This is a genomic window from Micromonospora sp. CA-263727, from assembly GCF_050942455.1.
Lineage (GTDB): Bacteria > Actinomycetota > Actinomycetes > Mycobacteriales > Micromonosporaceae > Micromonospora.
Genome location: NZ_CP192031.1, coordinates 2,071,845 through 2,097,764, shown reverse-complemented (window position 1 = coordinate 2,097,764; position 25,920 = coordinate 2,071,845). Strand labels below are relative to the sequence as shown.

17 protein-coding genes are annotated in these 25,920 nt (G+C 70.5%); 3 read left to right on the top strand and 14 right to left on the bottom strand.

The features are described 5' to 3' along the window. The first annotated feature begins 11 nt into the window (after positions 1-11). Both ACQPYA_RS09565 and ACQPYA_RS09560 read left to right on the top strand, forming a co-directional pair. Positions 12-1,391: an aldehyde dehydrogenase family protein gene (locus tag ACQPYA_RS09565; RefSeq protein ID WP_433532250.1), complete on the top strand. Its 1,380-nt coding sequence runs from the start codon at positions 12-14 to the stop codon at positions 1,389-1,391. Between the two features lie 87 nt (positions 1,392-1,478). Beyond that, a complete protein-coding gene (locus ACQPYA_RS09560; protein ID WP_433532249.1) occupies positions 1,479-2,159 on the top strand; it encodes a GntR family transcriptional regulator in 681 nt (226 codons plus the stop codon). A gap of 64 nt (positions 2,160-2,223) precedes the next feature. Here the strand turns inward: ACQPYA_RS09560 and ACQPYA_RS09555 are convergent, their stop codons facing one another. The 11 genes from ACQPYA_RS09555 to ACQPYA_RS09505 form a co-directional block, all read right to left on the bottom strand. Then, the gene (locus tag ACQPYA_RS09555) at positions 2,224-2,856 is read right to left on the bottom strand and encodes a hypothetical protein (RefSeq protein ID WP_433532248.1); all 633 of its coding nucleotides are present in this window, start codon (positions 2,854-2,856) and stop codon (positions 2,224-2,226) included. A 25-nt stretch (positions 2,857-2,881) separates the two neighbouring features. Continuing rightward, positions 2,882-6,085, bottom strand: coding sequence for an OmpL47-type beta-barrel domain-containing protein (locus tag ACQPYA_RS09550; RefSeq protein ID WP_433533446.1), 3,204 nt, complete (start codon positions 6,083-6,085; stop codon positions 2,882-2,884). 68 nt (positions 6,086-6,153) lie between these two features. Then, positions 6,154-10,890 carry a galactose-binding domain-containing protein gene (locus tag ACQPYA_RS09545; protein WP_433532247.1) on the bottom strand — a complete coding sequence of 1,579 codons (4,737 nt, stop codon included), beginning with the start codon at positions 10,888-10,890 and terminating at the stop codon, positions 6,154-6,156. Between the two features lie 165 nt (positions 10,891-11,055). After that, positions 11,056-12,978 carry a glycoside hydrolase family 127 protein gene (locus ACQPYA_RS09540; RefSeq protein WP_433532246.1) on the bottom strand — a complete coding sequence of 641 codons (1,923 nt, stop codon included), beginning with the start codon at positions 12,976-12,978 and terminating at the stop codon, positions 11,056-11,058. Between the two features lie 2 nt (positions 12,979-12,980). Further along, positions 12,981-13,898, bottom strand: coding sequence for a carbohydrate ABC transporter permease (locus ACQPYA_RS09535; protein WP_433532245.1), 918 nt, complete (start codon positions 13,896-13,898; stop codon positions 12,981-12,983). 4 nt (positions 13,899-13,902) lie between these two features. After that, on the bottom strand, positions 13,903-14,826 hold the full coding sequence (locus ACQPYA_RS09530) for a carbohydrate ABC transporter permease (RefSeq protein ID WP_433532244.1): 924 nt from the start codon (positions 14,824-14,826) through the stop codon (positions 13,903-13,905). Positions 14,827-14,935: 109 nt separating this feature from the next. Beyond that, the gene (locus ACQPYA_RS09525; protein ID WP_433532243.1) at positions 14,936-16,234 is read right to left on the bottom strand and encodes an ABC transporter substrate-binding protein; all 1,299 of its coding nucleotides are present in this window, start codon (positions 16,232-16,234) and stop codon (positions 14,936-14,938) included. Between the two features lie 123 nt (positions 16,235-16,357). Continuing rightward, entirely contained in the window at positions 16,358-17,866 is a 1,509-nt protein-coding gene (gene araA / locus ACQPYA_RS09520; protein ID WP_433532242.1) for an L-arabinose isomerase, read from the bottom strand. Between the two features lie 464 nt (positions 17,867-18,330). Beyond that, positions 18,331-19,281: a LacI family DNA-binding transcriptional regulator gene (locus ACQPYA_RS09515; RefSeq protein WP_433532241.1), complete on the bottom strand. Its 951-nt coding sequence runs from the start codon at positions 19,279-19,281 to the stop codon at positions 18,331-18,333. A gap of 379 nt (positions 19,282-19,660) precedes the next feature. Then, complete coding sequence (locus ACQPYA_RS09510; protein WP_433532240.1) at positions 19,661-20,407, bottom strand: FadR/GntR family transcriptional regulator; 747 nt, start codon at positions 20,405-20,407, stop codon at positions 19,661-19,663. Between the two features lie 126 nt (positions 20,408-20,533). Continuing rightward, positions 20,534-21,916: a transaminase gene (locus ACQPYA_RS09505; RefSeq protein ID WP_433532239.1), complete on the bottom strand. Its 1,383-nt coding sequence runs from the start codon at positions 21,914-21,916 to the stop codon at positions 20,534-20,536. Positions 21,917-22,115: 199 nt separating this feature from the next. Here ACQPYA_RS09505 and ACQPYA_RS09500 point away from each other — a divergent pair, with 199 nt between their 5' ends. Further along, positions 22,116-22,787: a TMEM175 family protein gene (locus ACQPYA_RS09500; protein ID WP_433532238.1), complete on the top strand. Its 672-nt coding sequence runs from the start codon at positions 22,116-22,118 to the stop codon at positions 22,785-22,787. On the opposite strand, the gene ACQPYA_RS09495 is transcribed toward ACQPYA_RS09500, so the two are convergent. From ACQPYA_RS09495 to ACQPYA_RS09485, 3 genes are all read right to left on the bottom strand, one after another. Next, on the bottom strand, positions 22,784-24,025 hold the full coding sequence (locus ACQPYA_RS09495) for a glycoside hydrolase family protein (RefSeq protein WP_433532237.1): 1,242 nt from the start codon (positions 24,023-24,025) through the stop codon (positions 22,784-22,786). The two genes, ACQPYA_RS09500 and ACQPYA_RS09495, sit on opposite strands and share 4 nt — an antisense overlap. Before the next feature lie 62 nt (positions 24,026-24,087). Further along, positions 24,088-25,068 (bottom strand): carbohydrate kinase family protein, encoded by a 981-nt coding sequence (locus ACQPYA_RS09490; RefSeq protein WP_433532236.1) that lies wholly within the window; start codon positions 25,066-25,068, stop codon positions 24,088-24,090. A gap of 12 nt (positions 25,069-25,080) precedes the next feature. After that, the gene (locus ACQPYA_RS09485; RefSeq protein ID WP_433532235.1) at positions 25,081-25,857 is read right to left on the bottom strand and encodes an ATP-binding cassette domain-containing protein; all 777 of its coding nucleotides are present in this window, start codon (positions 25,855-25,857) and stop codon (positions 25,081-25,083) included. Positions 25,858-25,920 lie beyond the last annotated feature (63 nt).

The window sequence follows — 25,920 nt, the reverse complement described above, 5'->3', positions numbered from 1 at the left end:
CTGGAGTTCCCATGTCCGTGGTGCAGTCCGTATCACCCCAGAACCCGGACGACGTCGTGGTGTCGGTCGCCGCCGCGAACGCCGGAGACGTCGTGAAGGCCGCCGAGGCCGCTCGGGCGGCGCAGCCCGGCTGGGCCGCCGCGCCGCCCGGGGAACGGGCCGCCGCCCTGCACGCGGCGGCCGACGCGGTGGCCGCCGCCGCGGCCGAGCTGGTCGAGTTGACCGTGCGTGAGGTCGGCAAGCCGGTCGCCGAGGCACGCGGTGAGGTGGCCCGGTCCACGGCCCTGCTGCGGTACTACGCCCAGCAGGTCTACGACCCGACCGGTGCGGTGCACGAGCCGAGTGGTGGCCGGGGGTTGGCGTACACCCGACGCCGCCCGCGCGGCGTCGCAGCCCTGGTCACCCCGTGGAACTTTCCGCTGGCCATCCCGCTCTGGAAGGCCGCGCCGGCGCTCGCCTTCGGCAACGCCGTGCTGCTCAAGCCGGCACCGCCGGCCACGGCGTGCGCGTTGCGACTGGCCGAGCTGATCACTCCGCACCTGCCCGAGGGGCTGCTGGCGGTGCTTCCCGGCGACGCCGAGGCCGGCCGGGCGGTCGTCGCGGCAGGTGACGTCGTCTCGTTCACCGGATCCGCTGCGGTGGGCACCGCCGTCGGATCGGCCGCGGCGGCCCGTGGCGTGCCGGTGCAGTGCGAGATGGGCGGCCACAGCCCGGCGGTGGTCCTGCCGGACGTCGACGTCGAGTCCGCCGCCCGGCAGGTCGCCTACGCGGCGTTCGGGTATGCGGGGCAGAAGTGCACCGCCACCAAGCGGATCATCGTGGTGGGTGACCCGACCGACTTCATCGACGCCTTCGTCGCCACCGCCGCGGCACTGGCCTGCGGTGACCCCGCCGCGCCGGAGACCGTGGTGGGGCCGGTGATCGCGCGGGCGGCGCGGGCACGGGTGCTCGACGCGGTGGACAGCGGCGTCGTCGCCGGTGGCCGGGTCCTCACCGGCGGCCGGGCAATCGAGGGGCCGGGCTGGTTCGTGGCCCCGACGGTGCTGGCCGACCTGCCGGCGGAGCACCTGCTCAACCGGGAGGAGGTGTTCGGGCCGATCTGCACGCTCAGCCGGGTCGACACCGTCGACGCGGCGCTGCGCGCCGCGAACGACGTCCGGTACGGGCTCGCCGCCTCGGTCTTCACCGCCGACCTGGACGCCGCGCTGCGGTTCGCCGACGGGCTCGCGGCCGGACAGATCAAGGTCAACGCGCCGACCGCGGGCGTCGACTTCCATCTGCCCTTCGGTGGCGAGCGCGACTCCAGCTTCGGCGGGCGCGAGCAGGGTAAGGCGGCTCAGGACTTCTACACCGCCCTGCACACCGTGACCGTCGCTCCGGCGGGACGTTGACCCTCACGGCGTCGGCGTCCGACCGTTTGGCGTACGCCGGGTTCGGCGGCCTCGCATACCATCCCCGGCTATGGAGAGTGGGGCGTGATGGCTGATTCGTTGGAGTTGCCGGCCCTGGGGGCGCGACTCAGCGTCCGCGGGCAGGTCGCCCACGCCCTCCGGGCGGCGCTCGTGGCCGGCCAGATGCGCCCCGGCGAGGTCTACTCCGCGCCCACCCTCGCCGCCCAGTTCGGTGTCTCCGCCACCCCGGTCCGCGAGGCGATGCTCGATCTGGTCAAGGAGGGCCTGGTCGAGACGGTACGGAACAAGGGTTTCCGGGTCACCGAACTGTCCGAGCAGGAACTCGACAACCTCACCGAGATCCGGCAGCTGATCGAGGTGCCGACCACCGTCCGGGTGATCGACGTCGCCACCGCCGAGGATCTGGCCCGGTTGCGGCCGATGGCCCAGCGGATCGTGGACGTGGCCCAGGAGAAGGACCTGATCGCGTACATCGAGCACGACCGGCAGTTCCACCTGGAACTGCTCTCCCTGATCGGCAACAGCCATCTGGTCACGCTGGTCGGTGAGCTGCGGGCGAAGTCGCGGCTGTTCGGGCTCACCCGGCTGGCCGAGACCGGGGAGCTGGTGCCGTCCGCGCAGGAGCACGTCGCGATGCTCGACCTGATCGAGGCGGGCGACCGGCAGGGCCTGGAGCGGCTGATCCGGGCGCACATCGGGCACGTGCGGGGCCGCTGGGCGGGCCGGGCGGAACAGCCCGGCGAGTGACGCCGGGGCCCTCGACGCGGTGAGGTGGTGGGGGGCCACGGCGAGTTGGCCCCCCACCAGTCCATCACTCGAACAGCGACAGGGTCAGGGTCGAGGTGTAGGCGCCCGCCGCGACATCACCCGGGGTCCGCAGGAACAGATCCGCGTTCACCGAGTACGCGTCACCCGCCACCGCACCCGAATCGAACGTCGACACCAGAAGTTCCTGGTCAACCAGACCCACGTTGTTACCCGGCTGCGTCGCCTCGTCCAGAACCGTCACCACCTCTTCACCCTCAGACACCAGGCCGGTATCGCCGCCATCGATCAGACGCGGCTTCCACCCCAGATGCCCCGCACCGATCGGGGCCTGACCCGCACTACCGACAAAATCGGTGGCGCTGCCCAACACCGCCCACGCGGCACCCTCCGGCACCTCATCCGCCGTCCGGGTATCGGTCACCGTCACCGTCGGCAGGGTCCCGACGAACTGACGCACCAGCAACGTCGACCCGTCCTCGGTCAACGCCACCGAATCCGCCGCCACCGACATGGCCAGCACACCCGGCTCCCGGATCTCCTCGATGTCGACCGTCACCTGCACGTCCGACTCGTCACCCGGCTCCGCCAGAGCCGGCGACGCCATCGCCACCGACCCGGCCAGCAGGGCACCGGCGGCACCCGCCGCCAGCAACCGCCTACGATTCCCTGTGTTCATCTCGATGCTCCGTTATCTCTCGTGGTTACTGGGCTTGACGGGGGTCTGCGGCGCAGTTGACGCCGGGGTACTGCTCGGTGACGACGGTCGTCACGTCCCTGCCGTCGACAGATCCGGTGACCCGGACGGTCGCCGATCCGGCCGGGACCGAGGCGGCCCGGGTGGCGAACTGCTGGAAGGCGTTCCCGCCCGACGCGACGCCCGCGAACGACCGCTCGCCGTACGCCGACTCCAGCGCGATCTCCACCGCCGCGTTGTGGTCGTTGCGCGCCTGCACCGCGACGTACGCCCTACCGGCGACGCACCTCGCCTGCGCGGTTACCGTGACGGGCAACTCGGGTTGGACACCCGGGTCGTCGGCGAAGACCCGCCAGTCGGTGATCGCCACCGCGGAGTAGGTGGTGCCGTTGCCGTTGGCCCGGATCGTGGCCCGCACCCGTGAGGTGGTGACGGGGTCGAAGGTGACGTTGTTGAACGAGGTCGTGCTCGTGCCGTAGTTGCCTGCGCCGGTCACGTCACGCCAGGCCGCGCCGGCCTCGTCCCAGTACTGCAACACCCACCCGTCGGGCTGGGCGACACCCTCGCCGGAACCCTGGTTGGAGTCCCGCCAGAACTTCAGCTCCGTGCCGACGATCCGCACCGGGCGGGCCCAGTCGTACTGGACCCACTGGGTGGCCGGGCGGGTGCCGGACCAGGTGCCCCAGATCTGCGCCTGGCTCGGGTTCGCCGGGTCGGCGCCGTCGTTGAGCGCGGTGATGCTGTTCCAGCTCGCCGTGTAGGAGGCGGTCGGGGTCGCGATGGGCGCGATGTTGCCCGACAGCGGCCCGGACAGGTCCGCCGGGAGGACGACCGTCTTGGCGGTCTCCAGGTTCCCGGCCACGTCGAGCGCCCGGAACGACACGGTGTGCCGGTTCGTGTCGGGCGCGGTGACGGCGCCGGTGTACGTGGTCCACGCACCGGTGCCGATGGCGTACTCGATCCGGGCGACCCCGGAGGTGGCGTCGGTCGCGGTCACCGTGACCGACCGGGTGGTGCTGTTCACCGTGCCCGTGCTGACCGGTGCGGTGGCGTCGATGCGCACGGCGAGGTCGGCCGGTGCCGAGACGTTGCCCGCCCGGTCGGTCGCGGTCGCCGTGACGCTGTGCTGGCCGTCCCCGGAGACGGTGACGTCGGCGAATCGCACGTCGGTCGCGACGGTCGGCGCGCCGTTGTCCACCTGCGCGGAGATGGTCAGCCGGCCGCCCCGGTCGTCGACACCGGCGACCCGCACCCGCACCGCCGACCGGAACCAGCCGGCGCTGCCGGCGCTGCCGCTGGGCGTGAGCGTCACCGTCGGCGCGGTCTCGTCGCCCTCGGTGTCGTCCGGCGAGATGACGGTGACCTGCGCGGAGACCCGCCCGGCGGCGTAGCCGAGCACGGTGCCCTGGACGGTGAACGTCCGCGGTGTCGCGACATCCTCCGGCTCGACCGCGTCCCAGTAGACCGGCACCCGCAGCGTCTCGCTGCCGAACGAGACGGGCAGGGTGTCGGGCAGGTCGGTCTCGCCCACCTCGACCGTGATCGCGGGTGCGGTGACGGCCGCGGTCGGCTGCGCGGCGAGGATCTTCCACTCCTCGACCGCCACCGCGGAGTAGGTGCTGCCGTTGGTCGACGCGTCGAACACCGCGCGGACCTGCGTGGTGGTGACCGCGTCGAAGGTGGTGTTCTGGAAGCCCTGCGTGCTGGTCGGGTAGCCGCTCGGGTTCGGCACGTCGACCCACTGTCCGGTGTCGAGGTTCCAGTACTGGATCCGCCAGCGGGCCGGTGCGGCGACGCCGACGCCGCTGCCCTGGGGCTGGTCGTTCCAGAAGTCGATCTGCGAACCGGAGATCCGCATCGGCTGGTCCCAGGTGTACTGCACCCACTGCTGGGGCGGGTTGTTGCCGGTCCAGGTCCCCCACATGTCCGGCGGCAGCGGGTTGGACCGGACGATCTCGTCGTTGAGCGCCTTCACCCAGTACTGGGTGGGTACCGGCTCGTTGGAGACGGTGACCCGGGCCTCCTGGGCGATGTTCGGCCGGGGGGTGAGGTCGCGTCCCCTGGCCGGGGTCGGGGTGACGAGCTTCATCCGCGGCGGGGTCTGCGTGTCGTCCCACTCGACCGGGTCGATCGCCACCGAGCGGCGGAAGTGGCCGCCACCCACCGCGTCGGCGGTGTGGTACGCGAGGTACCACGTGCCGTTGAACTCCAGGATGCCGGGGTGGCTGGTGGTCGAGGAGACCGGCCGGAGCATGGTCCCCCGGTAGGTCCACGGCCCCTCCGGCGACGACGCCGTCCCGTAGGCGATGCAGGCGTGGTAGTTCGCCGGGGTGCACTGTGAGGTCGGGCCGGCGTTGTTGCCGGCGTACGCCATGTAGTAGGTGTTGTTGCGCTTGAAGATCCAGGCGCCCTCGAAGAAGCCGGTCAGGCCGGTGACGGTGCGCGGGGTGCCGATCGGGGTCTTCATGTCCTGCTGGAGTTCCAGCATGCGCAGGTTGCTGAACGAGCCCCACCAGACGTACACCCGCTGGTTGGGGGCCTGCCCGTCGACGAGGATGGTCGGGTCGATGTTGTGGATGGTGTTGGCCGTGGGCACCCGCTGCGAGATGATCGGCCCGCCCGCGTGGTCGCTCCACGGGCCGGTCGGGCTCTCCGAGACCGCCACCCCGATGGCGAACTTGTCGGACGCCGGGCTGTCCCGCTCGTGGATCGGGACGTACCAGTAGTAGCGACCGTCGACGCCCTGGACCATCTGACCCGCGTACGCCCGGCCCGCGGTGGCCCAGGCGAAGACCGTTTCCGGACGCATCAGCGACGGGAAGTGGGTCCACTCGCCGGCCTCGACATCGGTGGTCCGGAACGCGCCCCACTCGTTCATGATGAAGTCGTTGGTGGACGGTCCGGCCTGGTCGTGGCCGGTGTAGATGTAGAGCTGGTCGGTGCCGCTGGTGTTTCCCGGAGCACCGGCCCTGACGACGACGGGCGCCGGGTCGGCCGAGTAGTAGCTGCCGTCGCCGAGGATCGGGTTGACGGTGTTGGTGAAGGTGCGCGACTCGGGTTCGGCTGCGGAGGCCGGGGCGGCGACCCCGACCAGGCCGCCGGCGACGAGCCCGGCGACCGCCGCCACGGAGAGCATCCGGCGGAACCGGCCCGGCGACCGGAGGGCTGGTGGGGCGGCGGCGCGTCCCACGGTGGTGTTCACGGTGTCGATCTCCTCACTGTTGCGCAGGGGGGAGGGGTGGTGGCGGCGCCGGTGCGGGGCGCCGCCACCACGATTGGTCAGCCGCAGCTGAGCGCGCCGAACGGCGCCGGGATCTCCACGGTCGTCTGCTCGCCGTTGAACGCTCCGGTCACCTTCACCGTCGCGGTCGCGGCCGGCACCGTCTTGGCCCGGGTGTTGAACGACTGGAAGGCGGACTTCCCGGGGGCGACGTCGGACACCTTGCGCGACCCGTACGGCGTGACCAGCTCGATGGTGAGCGGCACGTCCTCCGCGTTGCGCGCGTTGACCGAGACGTAGACGTTGGCGCCGGTGCACTGGGTGCGCGCCTGCACCTCGACGTCCCAGGTCGGGGCCGCCGGCGGGTCACCGACGGTGAGGGTCAGCGTGGTACGGGTGGCGCCGGCCTCGCTGACGTAGTCGGGCAGGATCAGGTCACCGATGATCGTGTAGCGGCCGACGGTGTCGACGATGCTCGGGTCGAACCGCCAGTTGACACCGATGGACTGGTTGTCCCGGGAACCGTCGTTGTAGGACACCTCCACCTTGTTGGGCAGGTAGGGCAGCTCGCCCACCTCGACCTTCTGCTCGAAGCTCTCGGCGCCCTGGATCGAGATGCCGCCGGTGGACATCTCCGGCCGCACGTAGATCCGGGCCTCGGCGATCAGGCCGTACGCGTCGTTCGTGCCGTAGACCACGAACGGGTCGACGTTGGTCTCCGCGACCATCTCGGGCGTGATCTCCTGCCAGTTGAACGTCACGTTGCCGCGAGCGCCACTGGCGTAGATCGCGTCGAGCGCGCTCGGCAGGGTCGGCACCTGGCCCACCCCGGTCCGGATCAGCACCGGCGAGCGCACCGAGTCGACGGTCTCGCCGTTGGCGCGCCAGCGCAGCACGCCCGTGCCCGCCCCGCTGCCCTGCACGCCCCAGATGCGGATGCGCAGGTAGCTGGCCGTGATCGGCTCGAAGTTGAACTTGTTGTAGGTGTTGGTGGCCAGCCCACCGGCGTACGTCGACCCGCCGTTGAGGGTGACCGGCGTCCAGGTGGTGCCGTTCGTGGAGCTCTCGATGGCGTAGGTGGTCGCCGTGGGCCGGCGGGTGCCACCGTTGTCGTCGTACCAGTAGATGTCGGTCGAGGAGAGCCGCACCGGCGCGCTCCACCGGTACTGGATCCACGCCGTGTTCGCGACGCTGGTGCCGTTGGCCGGTTGGCCCCAGTTGCCCCAGCCGTTCCCGGCACCCGGGTTCGAGCTGCTCGGGGTGGTGGACTCGTTGACCCGCGAGTGGTTCTCCCACGACGCGGTGCCGCTGGTGGTGATCGTCGCCGAGGAGCCGAACTCCGCGGAGACCTCCCGCTTGGCGAGGGTCACCGCCACGGTCGCCTCCGACCGCTTCTCCCCGTCGTTGGCGAAGAACCGGAACACGTAGTCGCCGGCGATCGTGCCGGTCACCCGGGTGGTCAGCGCCCTCGGGTCGGCGAAGATGACGCCCGCGCCCTCCGGCGCCGAGACGGTCTCCCAGCCGAAGGAGAGTTCGCTGTCGTACGGGATGCCGTCGTCGGTGGCGGTGGCGACCAGCCGGGTGGAGAGGTTGCCGTCGCCCGCGCTGTCCCGGGTGGCGGTGACGACCGGCGCCTGGTTGGAGACCTCCGGCACGTCCCGTCCCGAGTCGAACACCTGGATCTCGGTGATCGCGGTGTAGAAGGTCGGGTTGTTGGTGAAGGCGATCCGCACCTTGTTCGAGGTCACGGTCTCGAACAGCGCCTCGTTGAACTTCGCCGACGGGACGGTCGGGTTCTTGAACTGGTCCGGCACCTCCTTCCAGCCACCGCTGCCGTTGGGCACCTGCACCCACCAGCGGGCGGGCTCGCGGTAGCCACCGGACTGCCGGTCGCTGACGAAGTACACCTGCACGTTGTCGAAGGACTTGGCCGAGCCCAGGTCGAGTTCGACGTAGCCGTTGCGGTCGGTGGTGCCGTAGTTGCCCCAGTACGGCTCGTTGGCGGTGACGCCGTCGGTCACCGCGGCCAGCGACACCGGCCGCTCGGTCTCCTTGATCGCGCCCGGCGTGTAGTTCATCGAGGTGGTGCTCCAACCGGGCGTGTGGAACTGCCGCCACGGCGTCGGCCGCACCCCCTGCTGGGTGTACGACGAGCTGAGGGTGGCGCCCTTCGCCAGGTTCGGCGCGTCCTCGGTGAGGTCGATGCCGGCCGTCTTGAGGTAGTTGACGACGCGGTCGTCGGAGATCCGGGTGTCCACCGCGCTCGGGAAGCTGCTCCCGGTCGCCGCGGTGAAGGTGACGGTCAGCCCCTCCTCGGCCTGCACCTGGTTGGTGTTCGGGTCGTAGGTGAGCTTGCCGAGCTGGTCGGTGCTGACCTTCTTCTCGCCGTTGAGGAAGAGGCTGTAGCCCGCGCCCAGGCCGTACTTGCTGCCGTCCGGGTCCCAGACGATGGTCACGTCCTGCCCGTGGTAGCGCAGGTTGTTGGCCATGAAGTGGTCGTAGCCGAACTTGATCGGCCACAGCTCGATCTTGTCATCGGAACGCGGCTGGATGCCCGCCATGTCCTCGATGAAGATGTAGTTCATGTTGCCGAGCATGATGTGGTTCGGGTTGTTGCGGTTGTAGGTCTTCGCGGTCGCGTTCCAGTTGGAGTAGTACTCCGCCTGGTTCGCCACGCGCATGTCCGCGCTCGGGTAGATGCTCCAGGCCATCCAGTCCAGCAGCCGCTTGGCGTACGCCGGGGTGACGTACTTCTGCTCCGGGTCGTAGTGGCGCAGCGCCGAGCGGACACCGCGGTACTGCACGGTGAAGTTGATGTTGGAGAAGTTGTTCGACCCGCCGATCCCGTAGGCCGACCGGTCGTACTGGTTGGCGGTGTAGAACGGGAAGATCGGGAAGTTGTCGCCGTAGGTCAGGAAGCGGAACCCGTCGACGTACTTCTGCCACTGGTCGGCCGGAATCAGGTTCTCGGCGTAGATGTCGTAGAGGTTCGACTCCTTGGCCGGGATCAGGTTACGGGCCGAGACGGGCAGCGGGTTGGCCCGGCCGTTGGAGCTGGCCGCGCTGGTCGCGCCGTGCGACGTGGCGGCCAGGAACATCCGCATGTCCGGGCTCCACAGCCGGTCGAGGATCTCGTCGCGGATCGCGTCGGCGTTGGTCGTCATCTCGTCGACCTTGGCCTGGTCCGCGTCGGAGATCTCGTAGAGCTGCCGGGCCGCGTCGAACGCGCCCCACACGTACGCCGACTCGGGGCGCTCGATGGTCCGCGCGCCGGGCGCGGAGGCGTTGCTCTTCGGGTAGCCGAAGGTGATCGCGTCCGCGTCGTTGCCCGGCATGTAGTTGGTGTCGTACGCGATCAGCTTGTCGTTGTTGCCGTCGTAGTGCTCAAGCTGGCCGACGCCGTCGCCCTCGAAGTAGTTGGCGAACTTGCGGGCGATCTCCTTGCCACCACCGTGCACGTTGTACGCCTCAAGCCCGGCGGTGCCGATGTACTGCGAGTAGTGGTTGTTCCAGCTCGTGTGACCGGGGCTGTCCAGGAAGGCCGAGGAGCCGGAGAGTTCGCCGATGTTGAGGATCTGGCCGTACGGCAGGTAGGGCGTACGCAGCCACTTGGTGTCCTGAAGGTGCATCGGCTGGGTCAGCGCGACGGCGTTCTGGTAGAGGTTCACCCCCTCGATCGTCGTCGGGTACTGGTAGACGTGGCCGGAGGCGTTGGCGTCGAGGCTGTTGTAGCGCTCGCCCCACCAGCGGTAGACGATCGCCTTCTCCAGCGCCGGGTCGGGGACGTTGATGTAGGGGACGTCCTGCGCCCAGCGGCGGTTGAAGGCGGTGATGCCGGTACGCACGGCGGTGGCCGGCGACATCGCGGCGTACTCCTGGTAGCTCTCCACCGTCTCGGGCAGCGTGGCCGAGGAGACCGCACCGACCACCGAGAGCGACACCGTGCCGCCGGCGGGCACGGTGATCTCGCGGTCGAGGTTGCTGCCGCTGCGGGTGAAGCCGGCGCCGGTGAGGTCGATCTTGATGGTGTCCCACGCGGTGTCGACGAGCCCGTTGTTGGAGCCACTGGTGATGGTGCGGCTGCCGGTGAGCGAGTTCGTGCCCGGCCCGGCCTGGGTGGCCAGGGGCGAGGCGGCGCGGACGGTGAAGGTGGCCGCCGAGCTGCCCGGGTTGGTGAAGTCGATGGCCGTGACCGCGACGTTGTCGTAGGTCATGAACTTGGTCAGATCGGCGCTGACACCGGTGGTGCCGATCGTGTAGCGGCTCTTGGCGTGGCTCGGCGCGTTGAACCGGTTCGCGTTGACCTCGGCGACGGTCTGCCCGGGCACGGTGACCGTGTACAGGTTGCCGAGGTTGTTGGGCCCGCCGACGAAGGCGCTGCCCGCGAAGCCCATGATGGTGAAGTTGTTGTTGCTCGCCCCGCGCATGTAGAGGGAGCGGCCTCGGGTCATCAGCACCGCTGACCCGAGGGTTCCGCTCACCCCCAGGATGCGGTCGAGGTAGTAGTCCGTGCCACCGGCGGCCAGGTCCTTGTCGAAGATCGACTGGTGCATGTTTCCCGCGGTGAACGGCACACCGGGCAGGAGCTGGTTGGCGACGGTGCCGACGTTGCTGTAGACCGGGTCGCCGATCTCCATGACGTGGTTCTGTCCGTTGGTGTAGACCCCCACGTCACCCTCGTTGCCGGGCAGGATCGGGCTGGCGGCGTGGGCCGGGGAGGGCACGCCGACTCCCCCCACCACTAGCGCGGCCAGGGCGGCCCAGAGGGGCGCCCTCCGCACGCGTCTACGGCTCATCTTTCTTTCCTCCTTGTTATCGGTACGGCTGGACCTCGCAGCACCGCACCTCTGGTGGTGATTTCGAGCGGCATGTGGTTGTGCTTGCTGGACGGCGGGACGGACATTCAGGTCATCGACGTGAGCGTTAACATCAAGCCCCGCCCTCTAGCGCATTTCGGGTGATCAGTCGTTGGTGGGCAGCCAGACGCGCATGGTCGACGGCCCGCGGTTGGCCCACGCGTGGTAGGCCACCAGCGGCACCTCGTCCAGCTGCTCGCCGAGGGCGGGTGCCGACTCGGCCGGGTCGGCCCGGTAGGGCCAGTCGTGGTCGCGCGGACGCCCCCGGCGGCAGCGCACGGTGACCTGACCGTCGACCAGCCGGGGCGGCTGGCTGGTGTCGACGCGCAGTTCGTCGACGGTCTCGATGCCCGGGACGTCCACCGACTCCAGGGCGAACACGAGCGGGCCGTGCTCCACCGCGACACAGCCACGGAGCGCCTCGATGCGATCGTCCGGGTAGGTGAACCGGGGCGTCAGCGGCAGCGACAGGACGACCTCGTCGCCACGCCGCCACGTCCGTCGCGTGGTGACCACGCCCGGGGCGACCGGCCGGGTGTCGCCGTCGACGGTCACCGTCGCGCCCCGGGCCGCCCAGCCCGGCACCCGCAACGACAGCGACCAGGGACGGTCGTCGTCGCTGTCGATCCGCACCCGGATCTCGCCGTCGCGGGGGTACCCGGTCGCCACGGAGACGCACAGGTCACGCCCGTCGGCAAGGCGGTGCCCGACCGTGCCCGGCATGTACTGGTGCAGCTGGAGGCCCTCGTCGTCGGCGGTGGCGACGTACGCGGCCAGGCTGGCCAGGGTGCGGGCCACGTTGGTCGGGCAGCAGGAGACCTCGAACCAGGGGGCCCGCAACGACGCCGCCGCGCGGAGGCTGGGCCGGTCGGCGTCGGGAACGGTGCCCAGCTCGCGGCGGTGCAGGGTGTTGGTGTAGAAGAAGCTCCGCCCGTCGGCCGACGGCGAGGTCGCCACGACGTTGAACAGGGTCCGCTCGATGAGGTCGGCGTACCGGGGGTCCCCGTCGGCGAGCAGCAGCCGCCAGGCGAGCATCACCGAGCCGATACCGGCGCAGGTCTCGGAGTAGGCCCGGTCAGGAGGCAGCACCCAGTCCCCGCCGAACGCCTCGTCCTGGTGGCGGGAGCCCTGCCCACCGGTGACGTAGGTACGCCGCGCCACCGCGTTCTTCCACTGGTGGCGTACCGCCTCCAGCAGGCTGGCGTCCTTCAGCTCGACCGCGACGTCGACGACACCCGCGGCGAGGTAGTTCGCCCGCACCGCGTGCCCCCGCAGGACCGTCGCCTGCCGGACCGGGGTCTCGTCCTGGAAGTACTCCCGACCGAACTCCACGTCGCTGAGCCGGCCGTGGCCCCGCCGGTCGACGAAGAGCGCGGCCTGGGCGAGGTAGCGGTCGTCGCCGGTGACCCGGGCGAACTCCGCCAGCGCGGGCTCGATCTCCGGGTGCCCGCAGAGCCCGTCGATGCCGTCGGGCCCGAAGGTCTCGCACACGTTGTCGGCGGCCCGCCGGGCGACCTCGACCAGCCCGTCGTCGGCGCCCGGACGGGTCCGGGCCCGGGCCACCGCGGCCTGGAGCAGGTGACCGATGCAGTAGAGCTCGTGGCCCCACTCAAGATCCGACCAGCGCGGCGCCTGCCCGCGCCGGCCGAACCTGGTGTTGAGGTAGCCGTCCGGCTCCTGCGCGGCGGCCACCCGCCGCACCACGGCGCGGAACCTCGACTCCAGCCCCGCGTCGTCGCTGCGGCCGATCTCCCACGCCATCGCCTCAAGGAACTTGTAGACCTCCGAGTCGGAGAACTCGCGCCCCCGGCGCTCGCGGGCCAGGTCGCCCTGCACGGCAAGGTCGAAGTTCCGGATCCAGCCCTCCCGCTCAAGCCAGTACCCGATGTGATCGAGGCTGGCGAGAGCGTTGGTCGACTGACGCTCGGCCCAGAATCCGCCCGTGATCCGGACGTCGCCCAACCCGAGTGGCCGGAGCTGCCCACGGATCGGCAGGACCGGCGCGGCCGTAGGTACGGTGCCGCTCATGGTCATCCCTTCAGCGCGCCGGACATGAAGCCGCGCACGTAGTGTCGTTGAAGCAGGAGGAACAGGACGATGCACGGGAGGGCGAGTACCACGACGCCCGCTTCGGTCGCCCCGTAGTCGACGACACCTTGGACCTGGCCGCGCAGGTTGGACACGGCGAGCGGCAGGGTCATCCGCTCGCTGTCGTTGATCAGGATCAGCGGCGCCATGAAGTCGTTCCAGGCGGCGAGGAAAGCGAACAGCCCGACGGTGATCAGGCCCGGCTTCACCGCGGGCAACAGCACCCGCCAGAGCGCGCCGAAGGTCGAGCAGCCGTCGACCATCGCGGCCTCGTCGAGCTGCCGGGGCACCGCCTCGAAGGAGATCCGCATCAGGAAGGTGGAGAAGGGCAGCTGGAACATCGTGAGCACGAGGGCCACCCCGACCAGGGAGTTCTGTAGCCCGACCTGGTTGAGCAGCACGTAGAGCGGGATCAGCAGGGTCGCGTACGGGACCATGAGGATGGCGAGCGTCACCAGGAACAGGATGTTCTTGCCGGGGAACTTGAACCGCGCGAACGCGTAACCACCGAGGAAGGAGATCAGCAGCGTCAGGGTCACCGTGAGCAGCGACACCAACGTCGAGTTGGCGAGGTAGCGCCAGACGCCCGCCTGATAGGCGCCCAGCGTCTCGTAGTTGCCGAACCCCCAGCCCTGCACCTGGTTCGTGCCGGCCTGCGGGGAGACCGAGGCGACCGCGGTCCAGAGCAGCGGAGCCAGGAAGATCAGCCCCACCGCCCCGGTGAACACCCAGTACGGCGTGCGCAGCGCGATGCCGGCGATGGTGACCCCGTCCGGCTTCTTCCGGCCGGCCGGTCCCGCGGAGGGCGGCGGTGGGGGCCCGGCCTCGGCGGTCGGGGTGGCGGTGGAATCGATGGCCATCGCGTCAGTTCTCCTCGGACCGGAAGGCGCGCAGTTGCAACGCGTTGATGACGACCAGGGCGAGCAGCACGATGACCGAGATGGCCGCCGCCACACCGAGGTCGTTCTGGCCCTGGAACGCCACCATGTAGATGAGCTGGACGACGGTGATCGTGCTGTTGTCCGGGCCGCCCTTGGTGAGGATGTAGAACTGCTCGAAGGCGAGCAGGGAGCCGGTCACGCAGAGCACGGTCGTCAACGCCAGCGTCGGGCGCAACAGCGGCAGGGTGACCTTCCGGAAGGTCTGCCACCGGCTCGCGCCGTCCGAGCGGGCGGCCTCGTACACGTCCGCCGGGATGCCCTGCAAACCGACGAGCATGAGCACCATGTAGAAGCCGGCGTAGCGCCACACGATGAGGAAGGTCGTCGAGAACAGCGCCGCGTTCGGTGAGCCGAGGAAGGTGATGCCCAGGCGTTCCATCACCGGCGCCATCGGGCTCGCGTACGGCGAGTAGAGCACGTAGAACAGCAGCGACGCCGAGGCCAGCCCGAGGGCGCTGGGGATCAGGAACGACGCCCGGAGCAGGTTGTTCCACCGGCTCGACTCCTGCACCAGCAGGGCCAGCCCCAACCCGAGAGCCAGCAGCAGCACGGTCGCGAGCGCGGTGTACTTGATGGTGAACACCACCGAGTCGGTGAAGAACCGGTGGTTGATCGCCTTGACGAAGTTGTCGGGGGCGTTGAATCCCTGGTCGCCACTGAGCAGCGGCCACCTCGACACCGACATCTTGAGCACGAGCAGCAGCGGGATCGCGAAGAGCGCCACCACGAAGACCGCCGTCGGCGTCGCGTAGAGCCAGCCGAGCAGGGCTTGACGGCCACGGGGGCGGGCGCGGGCCCGGCCCCGCTTCGCCACGCTGGGCGGGCGAGACGGTGCGGTGACTTTCATGGGAACCCTCTCGTTCGTCGACCGGCGAGCTGATCGTTGGCGCGCGTCCCGCCGCGGGTGCGTGCCGGCCCGGGATCCGGTCGGCCGGCACACCCCCCGCGGCCTGGACCTACTGCTTGAGCACCGCGGTGATCTCGTCGTTGTCCTTCTGCAGATCGCCGCTGCCGGTCAGCACCTGGTTGCGGATGAGGGTCAGCCACGGGCTGTTCGGCGCGTTGAACGCCTGCTGGAAGTTCAGCGCGACGGGGGTGTCGCCCTTGCCGGCCACCTCGTTGATGGTGACCAGGCGCGGGTCCTCGGCGGCGTACTTGTTGTTGGCGAGGTCGGCACGCGACACCACGTCCTTGTTCTTCGCCAGCACCTCGACCTGGGCGTCCTCGGACATCATCCAGCTCAGGAAGTTCCAGGCCTGGGCCGCCTTCTTCGAGTCCTTCGAGACACCGAGGCCGTCGCCGCCGACGAAGGTGGAGGCGCCGCCGCCCGGACCGGGGATGCCGGCGACACCGACGTCGAACGGGGTGGAGGAGAGCAGCGTCGCCGGGTAGAACATCAGGCCGACCTTGCCCTCGGTGAATCCGGCGGTCCAGGTCGGACCGGTCTCGCCGGCCGAGGAGGGCAGCACGGCGCCGGACTTCCACAGGTCCTGCCAGGTGCTGTAGACCTTCTGGGCGGTGTCGTCGGCGAGCTTGGACTCGGTGCCGTCCGGGCTCATCACCTGGCTGCCGCCGGCCCAGATGGACGGGAACCAGGTGAAGACCAGGCAGCCGCCGCAGTTCAGGCCGGCCGCCGTGCCGTAGACGCCGTCCTTCTTCATCGCCTGGACCGCCTTGGCGGCGGCGGCGTACTCCTCAAGCGACGCCGGGGCCTTCTCCGGGTCCAGCCCGGCCTCCCGGAACAGGTCCTTGTTCCAGAAGAGCATCGACAGGTCCAGCACGAAGGGCAGCACGTGCGCCTTGCCGTCGACCGTGCCGGCCGAGAGGTGCCCCTTGTTGATCGAGTCCTTGAAGTCGAGGCCGTTGATGTTCGAGGTGAGATCCTGGAAGAGTCCCTGGTTCACCCAGTTCGGCACGTAGACGATGTCCGCGGCGAAGAGGTCCGGAAGGCCGTTGGAGCCGGCCGCCGCACCGACCTTCGCGACGTAGTCGTCGTTGGGAACGACGGTCAGCTTGACCGTGTTCTGGTGGCTGGCGTTGTAGGCGTCGACGAGGAGCTTCGCCTGCTTCTCCAGCGGGGCGCGGGTCCAGAGGGTCAGCTCGCTGCCGTCGTCGATGCCGTTGGGTCCGGCGTCGGCCGCGCTGGGGCCGCTCGGCTCGTCGCTGCTACAGGCTGCCCCGCTGAGAGCCAGCGTCGCCACCATGGCTCCGGCCAGCGAACGAAGGACAGTCCGCCTGCCCAAGATTCTTCTCATGGTTCCTTCTCCTAGGGGTTCGTCGTCCGGCGGGAGCCGTGGTGCGGTCCCAGCGAGCCGAGGATCTTCTGGTTGTCGGTTCGTTCTGCGTTGAGGCGGCGGCCTGTCGCCGCTGCGGGCGGCCTACAGCCGCTGCGCCAGGCGGTAGTAGGCGCTGTTCCAGCGGAGGTGGTTGGCGAAGGACCGGTTGTCGGTCGAGTCGTCGATCATGGCCAGCTCGACGCCCGCCATGTCGGCGAAGTCGGCGAGGGGCTCCCGGCCGACCGCGGTGCTGAGCACGGTGTGGTGCGGCCCGCCGGCGAGCAGCCAGCACTCGGCCGACGTGGCAAGGTCGGGGCGGGGCTGCCAGACCGCCCGGGCAACCGGCAGCCGGGGCAGCGGCTCGTCCGGATCCACCAGGTCGATCTCGTTGGCGGTGAGGCGGAACCGGCCACCCAGATCGGCGAGGCCGACCACGATGCCCGGACCGGGCGCGGCGGTGAAGACCAGGCGGACCGGGTCTTCACGACCGCCGATCGACAGCGGGTGGATCTGGAGGCTCGGCCGGTCGGCCGCGATGCTCGGGCAGACCTCAAGCATGTGCGCGCCGAGGATCTTCGGCTCGCCGGGCCCGAGGTGATAGGTGTAGTCCTCCATGAACGAGGTGCCGCCGGGGGCGTCTCCGGCCATCACCTTCACGATCCGCAGCAGCGCCGCCGTCTTCCAGTCGCCCTCGCCGCCGAACCCGTAGCCGTCGGCCATCAGGTTCTGCACGGCCAGGCCGGGCAGCTGCCGCAGACCGCCCAGGTCCTCGAAGTTCGTGGTGAAGGCGTCGAAGCCGCCGGCTTCGAGGAACTGGCGGAGTCCGATCTCGATCCGGGCGCCGTACCGCAGGGACTCGTGACGCTCACCGCCCCGGCGCAGCTCGGCCGCCACGTCGTAGCGCTCCCCGTACTCGACGACGAGCTTGTCCACGTCGGCGTCCGCGACCTCGTCGACGGCCGCCACCAGCGCGTTCACCCCGTAGCCGTTGACCGAGACACCGAAGGTCGCCTGGGCGCCGACCTTGTCGCCCTCGGTCACGGCCACGTCTCGCATGTTGTCGCCGAAGCGGGCCAGCCGCAGCGACCGGGCCGCCCGCCAGCCCGTCGCCGCGCGGGCCCAGTCGCCGATCCGGGCCAGCACCGCCGGATCGCCGGCGAAGCCCGCGACGGTCTTGCGGGCCACCCCCAGCCGTGACTGCACGTACCCGAACTCACGGTCGCCGTGGGCGGCCTGGTTGAGGTTCATGAAGTCCATGTCCAGCTCGGCCCAGGGCAGGGCCTGGTTGGCCTGGGTGTGCAGGTGCAGCATCGGCTTGCCCAGCGCGGAGAGGCCGGCGATCCAGGCCTTCGCCGGCGAGAAGGTGTGCATCCAGGTGACGACACCGATCACCGCGTCGTTCCCGGTGGCGTCCAGGCAGGTACGGCGGATGGCGTCGGCGGTGGTGAGCACCGGCTTCCAGACCACCCGGGCACCCGCGCCGAGACCGCTGGCGACCAGTTCGCACACCTGGCGGGACTGCGCCGCGACCTGTTCGAGGACCTCCTCGCCGTACAGCGCCTGACTGCCCGTCAGGAACCAGATCTCTCCGGTTTCGTCCAGTGTCGACACGGCTTGTCACTCCGTTCCAACGGACCGGCCAGGCTGGCCGTACGCGTTCTCGGGACGGCAGCGCGCGTCGTGGCGCGCGGCGCGCTGCTCGTCGGGCTGGTGTGCGTGGAAGGCGTCCGCGACGCGTGGCAGTCGTCCACCCGTAGCGGCCGGGAACGCGTCCGTGGCACCATGCGCGTACCTGTGCAGAGCGGAGCCAACCACCGCACCGTCGCGGACGCGGACCACCACGGCCCCGGCCGACCATGGGCCAGAGTCGACACTCCCCACGTATTGATGGGAGTGAGCGATAACAGTGCGGGACCGCATCGAGGCTCCTCCAAGCAGGCGGGCGCGAGGCCAACGAGGGATTCCGCACCTTTGTGAGCGGAGTCACGCACGATGTTAGCGTTAACTAGAGCGCCGTCAAGACTTGAAGAAGAGATTGTTTCCGAGAGGTTGCGTACCAGGTCCCTGCGGACGCGCTACGGGCGCCGGCCGGACGTACTGGTGCGAATCACCAGTTCAGGGGGGATAACGGACGAGACTCCGCGCTCCTCGCCCCCGTCGATCTCGCCCAGCAGGATCTCGATGCTGCGCCGACCGACCTCCCGGAACGGCTGGCTCACCGTGGTCAGCGGCGGCGTCACGAAGGCCCCTTCGGGAATGTCGTCGAAGCCCACCACGCTGACGTCCTCCGGCACGCGCACCCCGGCGTCGAGCAGCGCCCGCAGCACGCCGAGCGCCATCGAGTCGTTCGCCGCGAAGACCGCGGTGGCCCGGCGGTCCCGGGCCAGCTTCTGGCCGGCGAGATAGCCGGACTTGGCGCTCCAGTCACCGACGAGTTCCCGAGGCACCAGCCGGCCGCTCTCCTCCAGCGCGGCCAACCAGCCGTCGACCCGCCCGTTGGCCTCGCTCCAGTCCGAGGGCCCCCGCACGTGGTGCACGGTCTCGTGGCCGAGCGAGAGCAGGTACTCGGTGACCATCCGGGCGCCCAGCACCTGGTCGACCGAGACACTCGTGACGCTCGGCAGCGCGTTCTCCACGGCGACCACCGGGATGTCGGTGGGCAGCGCCCGGACGAACGCCATCGCCTCGGCGGCCTGCGGCGCGATCAGGACGAGCCCCTCCACCGACTGGTGGACCAGCCGCTGGACCGCCTGGGTCGCCGCCGCCGCGGTGGGCCGGCGCAGGCTTGCCACGCTCACCGCGTAGCCGGCTTCCTCGGTGGCCTGCACGATGCCGTTGAGCATCGACGCCGGCCCGTACAGCGTGGTGTCGAAGCAGACCACGCCGAGCGTCTGCGAACGCCGGGTGACCAGGCTCCGCGCGGCGGTGTTACGCCGGTAGCCGAGCTGCTTGATGGCCAGCAGGACCCGCTCGCGGGTCTCCGGGCGCACCGACTCGGGCTCGTTCAGGACGCGGGACACGGTCATGTGCGACACGCCGGCCAGTCGCGCGACATCCCCCATGACCGGCAAACGCCGACTCTTAGCCACGCTCACGTCGACCATGCTTCCCCTCGTCCCGGGCGGGCCGGGCCAGAGAGCCCGTCCCGCACCGCCGCCGCACTCGCGCCGCACTCGCCTCGCCCGCCTTGAGCCCGGCCCCCTCACGGTCGGCCGGCGCGACCACTGAACTCCTCCAGCTCATGCGTCCGGTAACGCTAACATACGAACTGGGGACTGCGAGGCTTGGCTTTGTGTGGTAATAACGGTTCGCCCACCTCCCGCACGGCCTGGAGGTACGCCCCGGTAACCGGACCCACGGTGCCCGAGCCGTTACCGGCAGCGAGGACGCCCGTTGCCGGTCGTTCTAAGGGGATCCCGCGCCGACGCCGTCCGGCGCGGCGCCGCTGATCGCGTCGCGTACCTCCTCGACCAGCTCGCGCATGGCGGCCTCGGCACCGCGGACGTCGCCCTCGGCGACACGGCGCGCGACGCGCTCATGCAGGTCGAGCGCCACGGACCCGGGCGGCGGTATCCGGCCGTGCTCGGTCCGGCCGGCGAGCACCTCGGCGATCACGCCGGTCAACGCGGTGAACATCTCGTTGCGGCACGCCTGGAGGAGCAGTGCGTGGAACTCGACATCGGCCCGCAGGAAGGCGTCGAGTTCACCCGCCTCGCCGAGCTGTCGCATCCGCGTGGCCAGCGTGAGCAGCCGCTCCCGGTCGGCGGCATCGGCGTGCCGGGCCGCGTCCGCCGCGGCGAGTGGTTCGACCGCGACCCGCAACCCGGTGAGCGTGCGCAACTGGTCGGCGCGGCCCGGGCCGTCCAGACGCCAGCGGATGACCCGGGGGTCGAGCACCTGCCACCGGCGCATCGGCTGCACCACCAGCCCGACCCGGCGACGGGAGTCGACCAGGCGCAGCGACTCCAGGATTCGCATCGCCTCCCGCATCACGGTGCGTGAGACGCCGAAGCGCTGCTGCAACTGCTCCAGGGTGAGCGCCGTGCCGGGGGCATGCTCCCCGCTGGTGATCTCCGGCCCGAGGATGGCGAGCACCGCGTCGTGTAACACCGGCGCCGTAGCCCGCGCCGCGCCACGAGTCGCCTTGCTCATCAACGAACCCCGATCGTTCCGCCCTGCGGAGAGACTAACGCGCGCCCTGGCCGCCACCCACCGGCAGCGACTCCAAACAGGACGAACGCCGGCCCGCCGGGCCGGTTGGCCGGCTCGTCGCCCGCCCTAGGCCCGGTCCAGCAGCTCGTGGAGCGCCTCGGCGAAGACCTCGTGGTGCCGGGCGACGTCCTCGACGGTGGTCTGCGGGCACATCAGCGCCATGTTGTGGAACGGCGTCATCAGGATGCCCCGGTTGATCAGGTAGACGTGCAGGTAGTCCTCCAGCCCCGGATCGGCGCGGCGGGCCGACTCGGTGCCGGTGCGGGGGGCCGGAGCGGCGAACCGGTACTCCACCCGTGCGCCGAGCTGGCTGACCGACCACGGCAGCGCGTACTCCTCGAAGATCTTGCGGACCCCGTCGGCGAAGACGGTCGCCACCTCGATCATGCCGGCGAACGCCTCCTCGGTCAGCACCTCCTGAAGGGTGGCCCGGGTGGCCGCGATCGACACCGGGTTGCCGGCGAGGGTCCCTCCCACGCCGCCCATGTCGACCAGGTCGAGGTCCGCACGAGCGGTCAACGCGGAAGCGAGTTCGGTGGAGAGCCCGTACGCGCCGACCGGGATCCCGCCGCCGATGGCCTTGCCGATGGTGACCACGTCCGGCGTCAGTCCCCACGCGGCGGTGGCGCCGCCCGCTCCGGCGGAGAACGTGTGTGTCTCGTCGTTGACGAGGTAGGTGCCGTGCTGCCGGGTGAGCGCGCGGACCCCGTCGAGGTAGCCGGGCTCGGGCAGGACGATGCCGATGTTGGTCAGCGCCGGCTCCATCAGCACCGCGGCGACATCGCCGTGGGCGAGTTCGCGGGCCAGCCCGTCCAGATCGTTGAACTCGGCGACCCGGCTGGTCAGGGTCACGTCGCAGGGAGCGCCGACGTTCCCCTCCCGGCTGCGCGCGCGCCCGTCCGGCCCGACCACGATCAGCGACTCGTCCACCGAACCGTGGTAGCAGTAGCTGTTGACCAGGATGCGCGGCCGGCCGGTGACGGCACGCAGCAGCCGGATCGCCCACCGGTTGGCGTCGGTGGCGGTCAGCGTGAAGCTCCAGGCGGGGAGCCCGAAGCGACGGCTCAGCTCGGCCCCGACCGCCGCCGCGTCCTCGGTGGGCAGCATCGTGGCGGCCCCGCCGAGATCGGCCAGCCGCCGGGTCACCGCGGCGACGACCGGTGCCGGGGAGTGCCCGGCCATCGCCCCGGTGTCGCCGAGACAGAAGTCGACGTAGTCGTTGCCGTCGATGTCGGTGAGTCGGGCCCCGCGGGCCCGGTCCAGGTACACCGGGAACCCGGCCGCGTTCTTGTTCATCCAGGTCATCGGCACCTTGCCGAACAGGTGCGCTGCGCCCGCGTACGCGGCAGCCGACCGGGGGTGCCGGTCGACGAACGCGCCCCGCTCCCGCTCCAGCAGGCTCTCCAGGCGGGCACGATCGATGCGGTCAGCTACGAAATCCGTCGGCATTCGGCGACAGTACCAACGAGATTAGCCTCCAACCAGTGGTCAGGCGACTGATTCCTATCATTTGCAGCGGGTGTGTCAACGCGACGCCGAATACCGGACGAGCCGGGCGACGGCCGCCTTGTCTCCCGCCTCGGGTAGGAGGCCGTCGGGAAAACCCGGAATCGGAAGGTGCCGGCGCCGCGTTCGCCAGAATCAGGGCATGACCGAGGAGCCCGTCGGCACCGACCAACGGCACTGCGCCGACGTGCACGAACGCCGCCAGCGAACGCTGCAACGGATCACCGCGTTCACCGACGGCGGCGTGGCGATCGCGCTGACCCTGCTGGTGCTTCCGCTGGTCAACTTCGCCGACCAGAGCACGGCCGGGCAGTCGGTGGCGGAACTGTTCGCCGACCATCTCGGAGACGTGCTCTCCTTCGCGGTGTCGTTCCTCGTCATCGCGCTGTTCTGGCGGACCCACCGGCACCTCTACGAACAGCTCGTCGACTACGACGAGCCCCTCCTCTTCCTCAACACGGCGTGGCTGATGGCGGTGGTCTTCCTGCCGTTCCCCACCGCACGGCTCTTCGTCGAGACGCGCCTGCGTACCGACTCGGCGGTCCTCTATCTCAGCAACATGCTGGTCATCAGCCTCCTCGCGCTCGCCCAGGCCTGGTGGGTCACCCGCCGCCCCGACCTGCAAGCGCCGTCGAACCCGGTGACCACCCGGGCGCTGACACCGCCCGTCGCGCTCTGCGTGACCTTCGCGGTCGCCACCCTGGCCGCGCTCGCCTCGCCGACCGTCGGGCTGCTGGCGCTCGCCGGCCTGCCGCTGGCGCAGTTCTTCGCCGCCCGGCCCGCCGGACCACCCCGTCGCAGGAGCGCACCCTAGGAACGACCGGCCACCCGGTAGGCCGCGCCCGCCTCGGTGGCGGTGCCGTCCTCGCGGTACAGACCGTGCGGCGCGTGCTCCCCGGTGGCCGGCAGGGCGAACCAGGCGTACCGCTCGACGTACGGCGTGGCCTCCAGTGCGGCGGTCGCCTTGCCGACGAACGTGACGAGCTGCTGCGGCGTCGGATGGCGGGGCGGTTCCTCGCTGAAGTCGATCAGGCCGAACTCGGTGACCCAGATCGGCAGGCGGTAGCGCTCGTAGACCGCGTGCACGTACTGCATGAGGTGGTTTGCGGCGTCGTCGCCGAAGTCCGAGCCGTACCAGTGCAGGGCGATGAAGTCGACCCGTAGCCCCCGCTGACGGGCGCCGTCGAGGAACCGATCCAGCCAGCCGCCCGGGGTGTCGGCGCCGAAGGCGACGGCCGGGCTGCCCAGCCGCATGCCGGTGTCCTGGAGTCGGGGCCACAGGTCCAGTGCGTGCTCGACCGACATGTTCGCCTGAAACCACAGGTCCGGCTCGTTGAAGCCGAGCAGCGTGCGGCCGGACCGTTGGGCGGCGGCCAGCTCGGCGTCGTTGACGAACGCGGCGCCCCAGATCATCGGCACGAACTCGGCCGCCGCCGGCACGTCGCTGTTCGAGGTGGACCAGTCGTGGTACCAGGCCGCGCCCACGTCGCGGATCCCGTCGCTGCCGGGCGGAAACGCCCACGTGGCCACGCCCTTCTTCGCCGCCGGCCCGGCAAACGCCGGGCCGCCGCCCGGTGCCCATGCCTGCGTGGCGGTGCCGGAGCAACTGCGGATCTGCAACTCCGTCCCGGTCGCCGCCCCACCGAACGCGTCCAGGCACTTGCCGGACCCGGTGTTGACCAGCTGCCCGTCGTCCACCAGCCAGCTCTGCGCCTCGGTGCCGTTGCACTCCCACAGCTGCACGCGGGCACCGTCACTGTGAGAGCCACCGGCCACGTCCAGGCACTTGCCGAACGCACGGAGCGTGCCCCGATCCCCGCCCCCGGCCCAGTTCTGCGCGTTGGTGCCGTTGCAGTCCCACAGCCAGACGGTCGTACCGTTCGCGGTCCCGGACCACTGGACGTCGACGCACTTCCCGGCCACCCCGACGATCGGTGCGCTGACATCGGCCATCGCCGACGGCTCGGCGGCCAGGCCGGCCACGGCCGCCGAACAGGTCAGGGTCGCGACAACCCGCACAAGCCGCCGGCGGCCCACATGTGGTGAGGTCATGAACGGTGCTCCTCGATATCCATGGCTGGTTGCGGGTACCACGGCCCGCGACCGGCCACGGTTCACCGACGCGCGGTCCTCGTCCGACGTAGATCGCCGGAATTCGGCACGACCATGCCCCAGCGCTGTCGTACCTCGGCTCGGGTGGGCATCGCGGCCGCACCGCCGGGACGTTCACAGACCAGGCCGGCGACGTGGAGCGCGAAGCGGATGTCGTCCCTCCAGCCGGCGGCGGCGTCGGGTACTCCGGTGTCCAGAAGTCGTGAGATCAGCGCGGCCATCACCGAGTCGCCGGCGCCGGTCGCGTCGATGGCGGTCACCGCGGGTGCCGCGATCGAGGTGGTCTCGTCGTAGGCGTCGAGCCATGCGCCACGAGAACCGAGCGTGACGACCACCGCCGCGGCGCCGATCGTCCGCAGGCGGGTCGCCGCTTGCGCGGCGCTGGCGCCGTCGTAGAGCACCGCCGCGTCGGCCTCGCTGAGTTTGACCAGGTCGGCGGTTGCTGCGAAGTGCTCGATGAGGTCGCGCAGGTGAACGACGGCGGCGCGGTCGGGCAGCAGCGCCGGGCGGACGTTGGGGTCGAGCACCCGCAGCGGTCCGGGTCGCGCCCAGGCATGGCGGGCGGCGTCGAGGATCGGCTGGGCGAGCAGGCTGATGGATCCGGTGTAGAGAACGGCGGCGCCGGCGAGCAGGGCCGGGTCCAGGTCGGTCGTCCGGAGTTGGGCGTACGAGGCGGGCGCGCCGTAGAACCGGAACTGCGGTTCGGGACCGGCGAAGGTGGTGAGGGCGAGGGTGCTCGCGGCTGTCACCCGCCGTACGCCTCGGGTCTCGACGCCGTTGTCGGTGAGGAACGCGGCGATCCGGTCGCCCCACAGGTCGTCACTGAGCGCGCCGATGAAGTGGGCGGCGCCACCGAGGCGGCGCACGCCGACCGCCACGTTCAGCGGGGCGCCGCCGATGGCGCTGCGGTAGATCTGGCCAGTGTCGGTCGGGGTTTCCAGAAGGTCGACAAGGGCTTCGCCCAGGACCGCGGCGTATCGCATGGGGTTCCTTGTCTACTGGACCGGCAGTGACGGCGCCGGGGCCGCGCCGGTCATGATGGCTACCGCTTCGGACATGGAGTGGGTCTTGGGGGTGATCACCGCGATCCGGCGTCCGAGGCGCTGGATGTGGATTCGGTCGGCGACGTCGAAGACGTGCGGCATGTTGTGGCTGACCAGGATGACCGGCAGTCCGCGGTCGCGGATGTCGCGGATGAGTTGCAGTACGCGGCTGCCCTCCTTGACCCCGAGTGCGGCGGTGGGCTCGTCGAGGATGATCACTTTGCTGCCGAATGCCGCTGATCGGGCGACCGCGACGGCTTGGCGCTGGCCGCCGGAGAGTGATTCGACGGCCTGTCTGATGTTTTGCAGGGTGGCGACGCCGAGTTCGCTCATGTGCCGGGTGGCTTCGGCGCGCATGTGTTTGTGGTCGAGCATCCGAAAGACGGAGCCGAGGATGCCGGGCCGCCGTTTCTCCCGGCCCAGGAAAAGGTTGTCGGCGATGTCGAGGCCGGGGGCGACGGCGAGGGTCTGGTAGACGGTTTCGATGCCGGCAGCGCGGGCGTCCATCGGGCTACGGAAGTGCACCCGCTCACCGTCGAGGTAGATCTCGCCCTGGTCCGGGACCAGCGCGCCGGACAGCGCTTTGATCAGGCTGGATTTGCCCGCCCCGTTGTCGCCGATGACGGCCAGGATCTCGCCCGCGTGGAGTTCGAGGTCGCTGCCGTCGATCGCGACGACGCGACCGTACCTTTTGGTCAGCCCCTTCGCCTGCAACACCGGTGTGCTCACGCTGGACCCCCTCGGTCGTGTTCGGCCGGCCGGTGCCGGCAGGGCGGCGGCCCGATCACCGTG

Bases quoted from the DNA above. Each gene is read 5' to 3' on its own strand.
- ACQPYA_RS09525 (WP_433532243.1), bottom strand. From the start codon at position 16,234: ATGAGAAGAATCTTGGGCAGGCGGACTGTCCTTCGTTCGCTGGCCGGA.
- ACQPYA_RS09495 (WP_433532237.1), bottom strand. From the start codon at position 24,025: ATGACCTCACCACATGTGGGCCGCCGGCGGCTTGTGCGGGTTGTCGCG.
- ACQPYA_RS09515 (WP_433532241.1), bottom strand. From the start codon at position 19,281: ATGACCGTGTCCCGCGTCCTGAACGAGCCCGAGTCGGTGCGCCCGGAG.
- ACQPYA_RS09545 (WP_433532247.1), bottom strand. From the start codon at position 10,890: ATGAGCCGTAGACGCGTGCGGAGGGCGCCCCTCTGGGCCGCCCTGGCC.
- ACQPYA_RS09530 (WP_433532244.1), bottom strand. From the start codon at position 14,826: ATGAAAGTCACCGCACCGTCTCGCCCGCCCAGCGTGGCGAAGCGGGGC.
- ACQPYA_RS09505 (WP_433532239.1), bottom strand. From the start codon at position 21,916: ATGCCGACGGATTTCGTAGCTGACCGCATCGATCGTGCCCGCCTGGAG.
- ACQPYA_RS09540 (WP_433532246.1), bottom strand. From the start codon at position 12,978: ATGAGCGGCACCGTACCTACGGCCGCGCCGGTCCTGCCGATCCGTGGG.
- ACQPYA_RS09535 (WP_433532245.1), bottom strand. From the start codon at position 13,898: ATGGCCATCGATTCCACCGCCACCCCGACCGCCGAGGCCGGGCCCCCA.
- ACQPYA_RS09490 (WP_433532236.1), bottom strand. From the start codon at position 25,068: ATGCGATACGCCGCGGTCCTGGGCGAAGCCCTTGTCGACCTTCTGGAA.
- ACQPYA_RS09555 (WP_433532248.1), bottom strand. From the start codon at position 2,856: ATGAACACAGGGAATCGTAGGCGGTTGCTGGCGGCGGGTGCCGCCGGT.
- ACQPYA_RS09510 (WP_433532240.1), bottom strand. From the start codon at position 20,407: ATGAGCAAGGCGACTCGTGGCGCGGCGCGGGCTACGGCGCCGGTGTTA.
- ACQPYA_RS09565 (WP_433532250.1), top strand. From the start codon at position 12: ATGTCCGTGGTGCAGTCCGTATCACCCCAGAACCCGGACGACGTCGTG.
- ACQPYA_RS09560 (WP_433532249.1), top strand. From the start codon at position 1,479: ATGGCTGATTCGTTGGAGTTGCCGGCCCTGGGGGCGCGACTCAGCGTC.
- ACQPYA_RS09500 (WP_433532238.1), top strand. From the start codon at position 22,116: ATGACCGAGGAGCCCGTCGGCACCGACCAACGGCACTGCGCCGACGTG.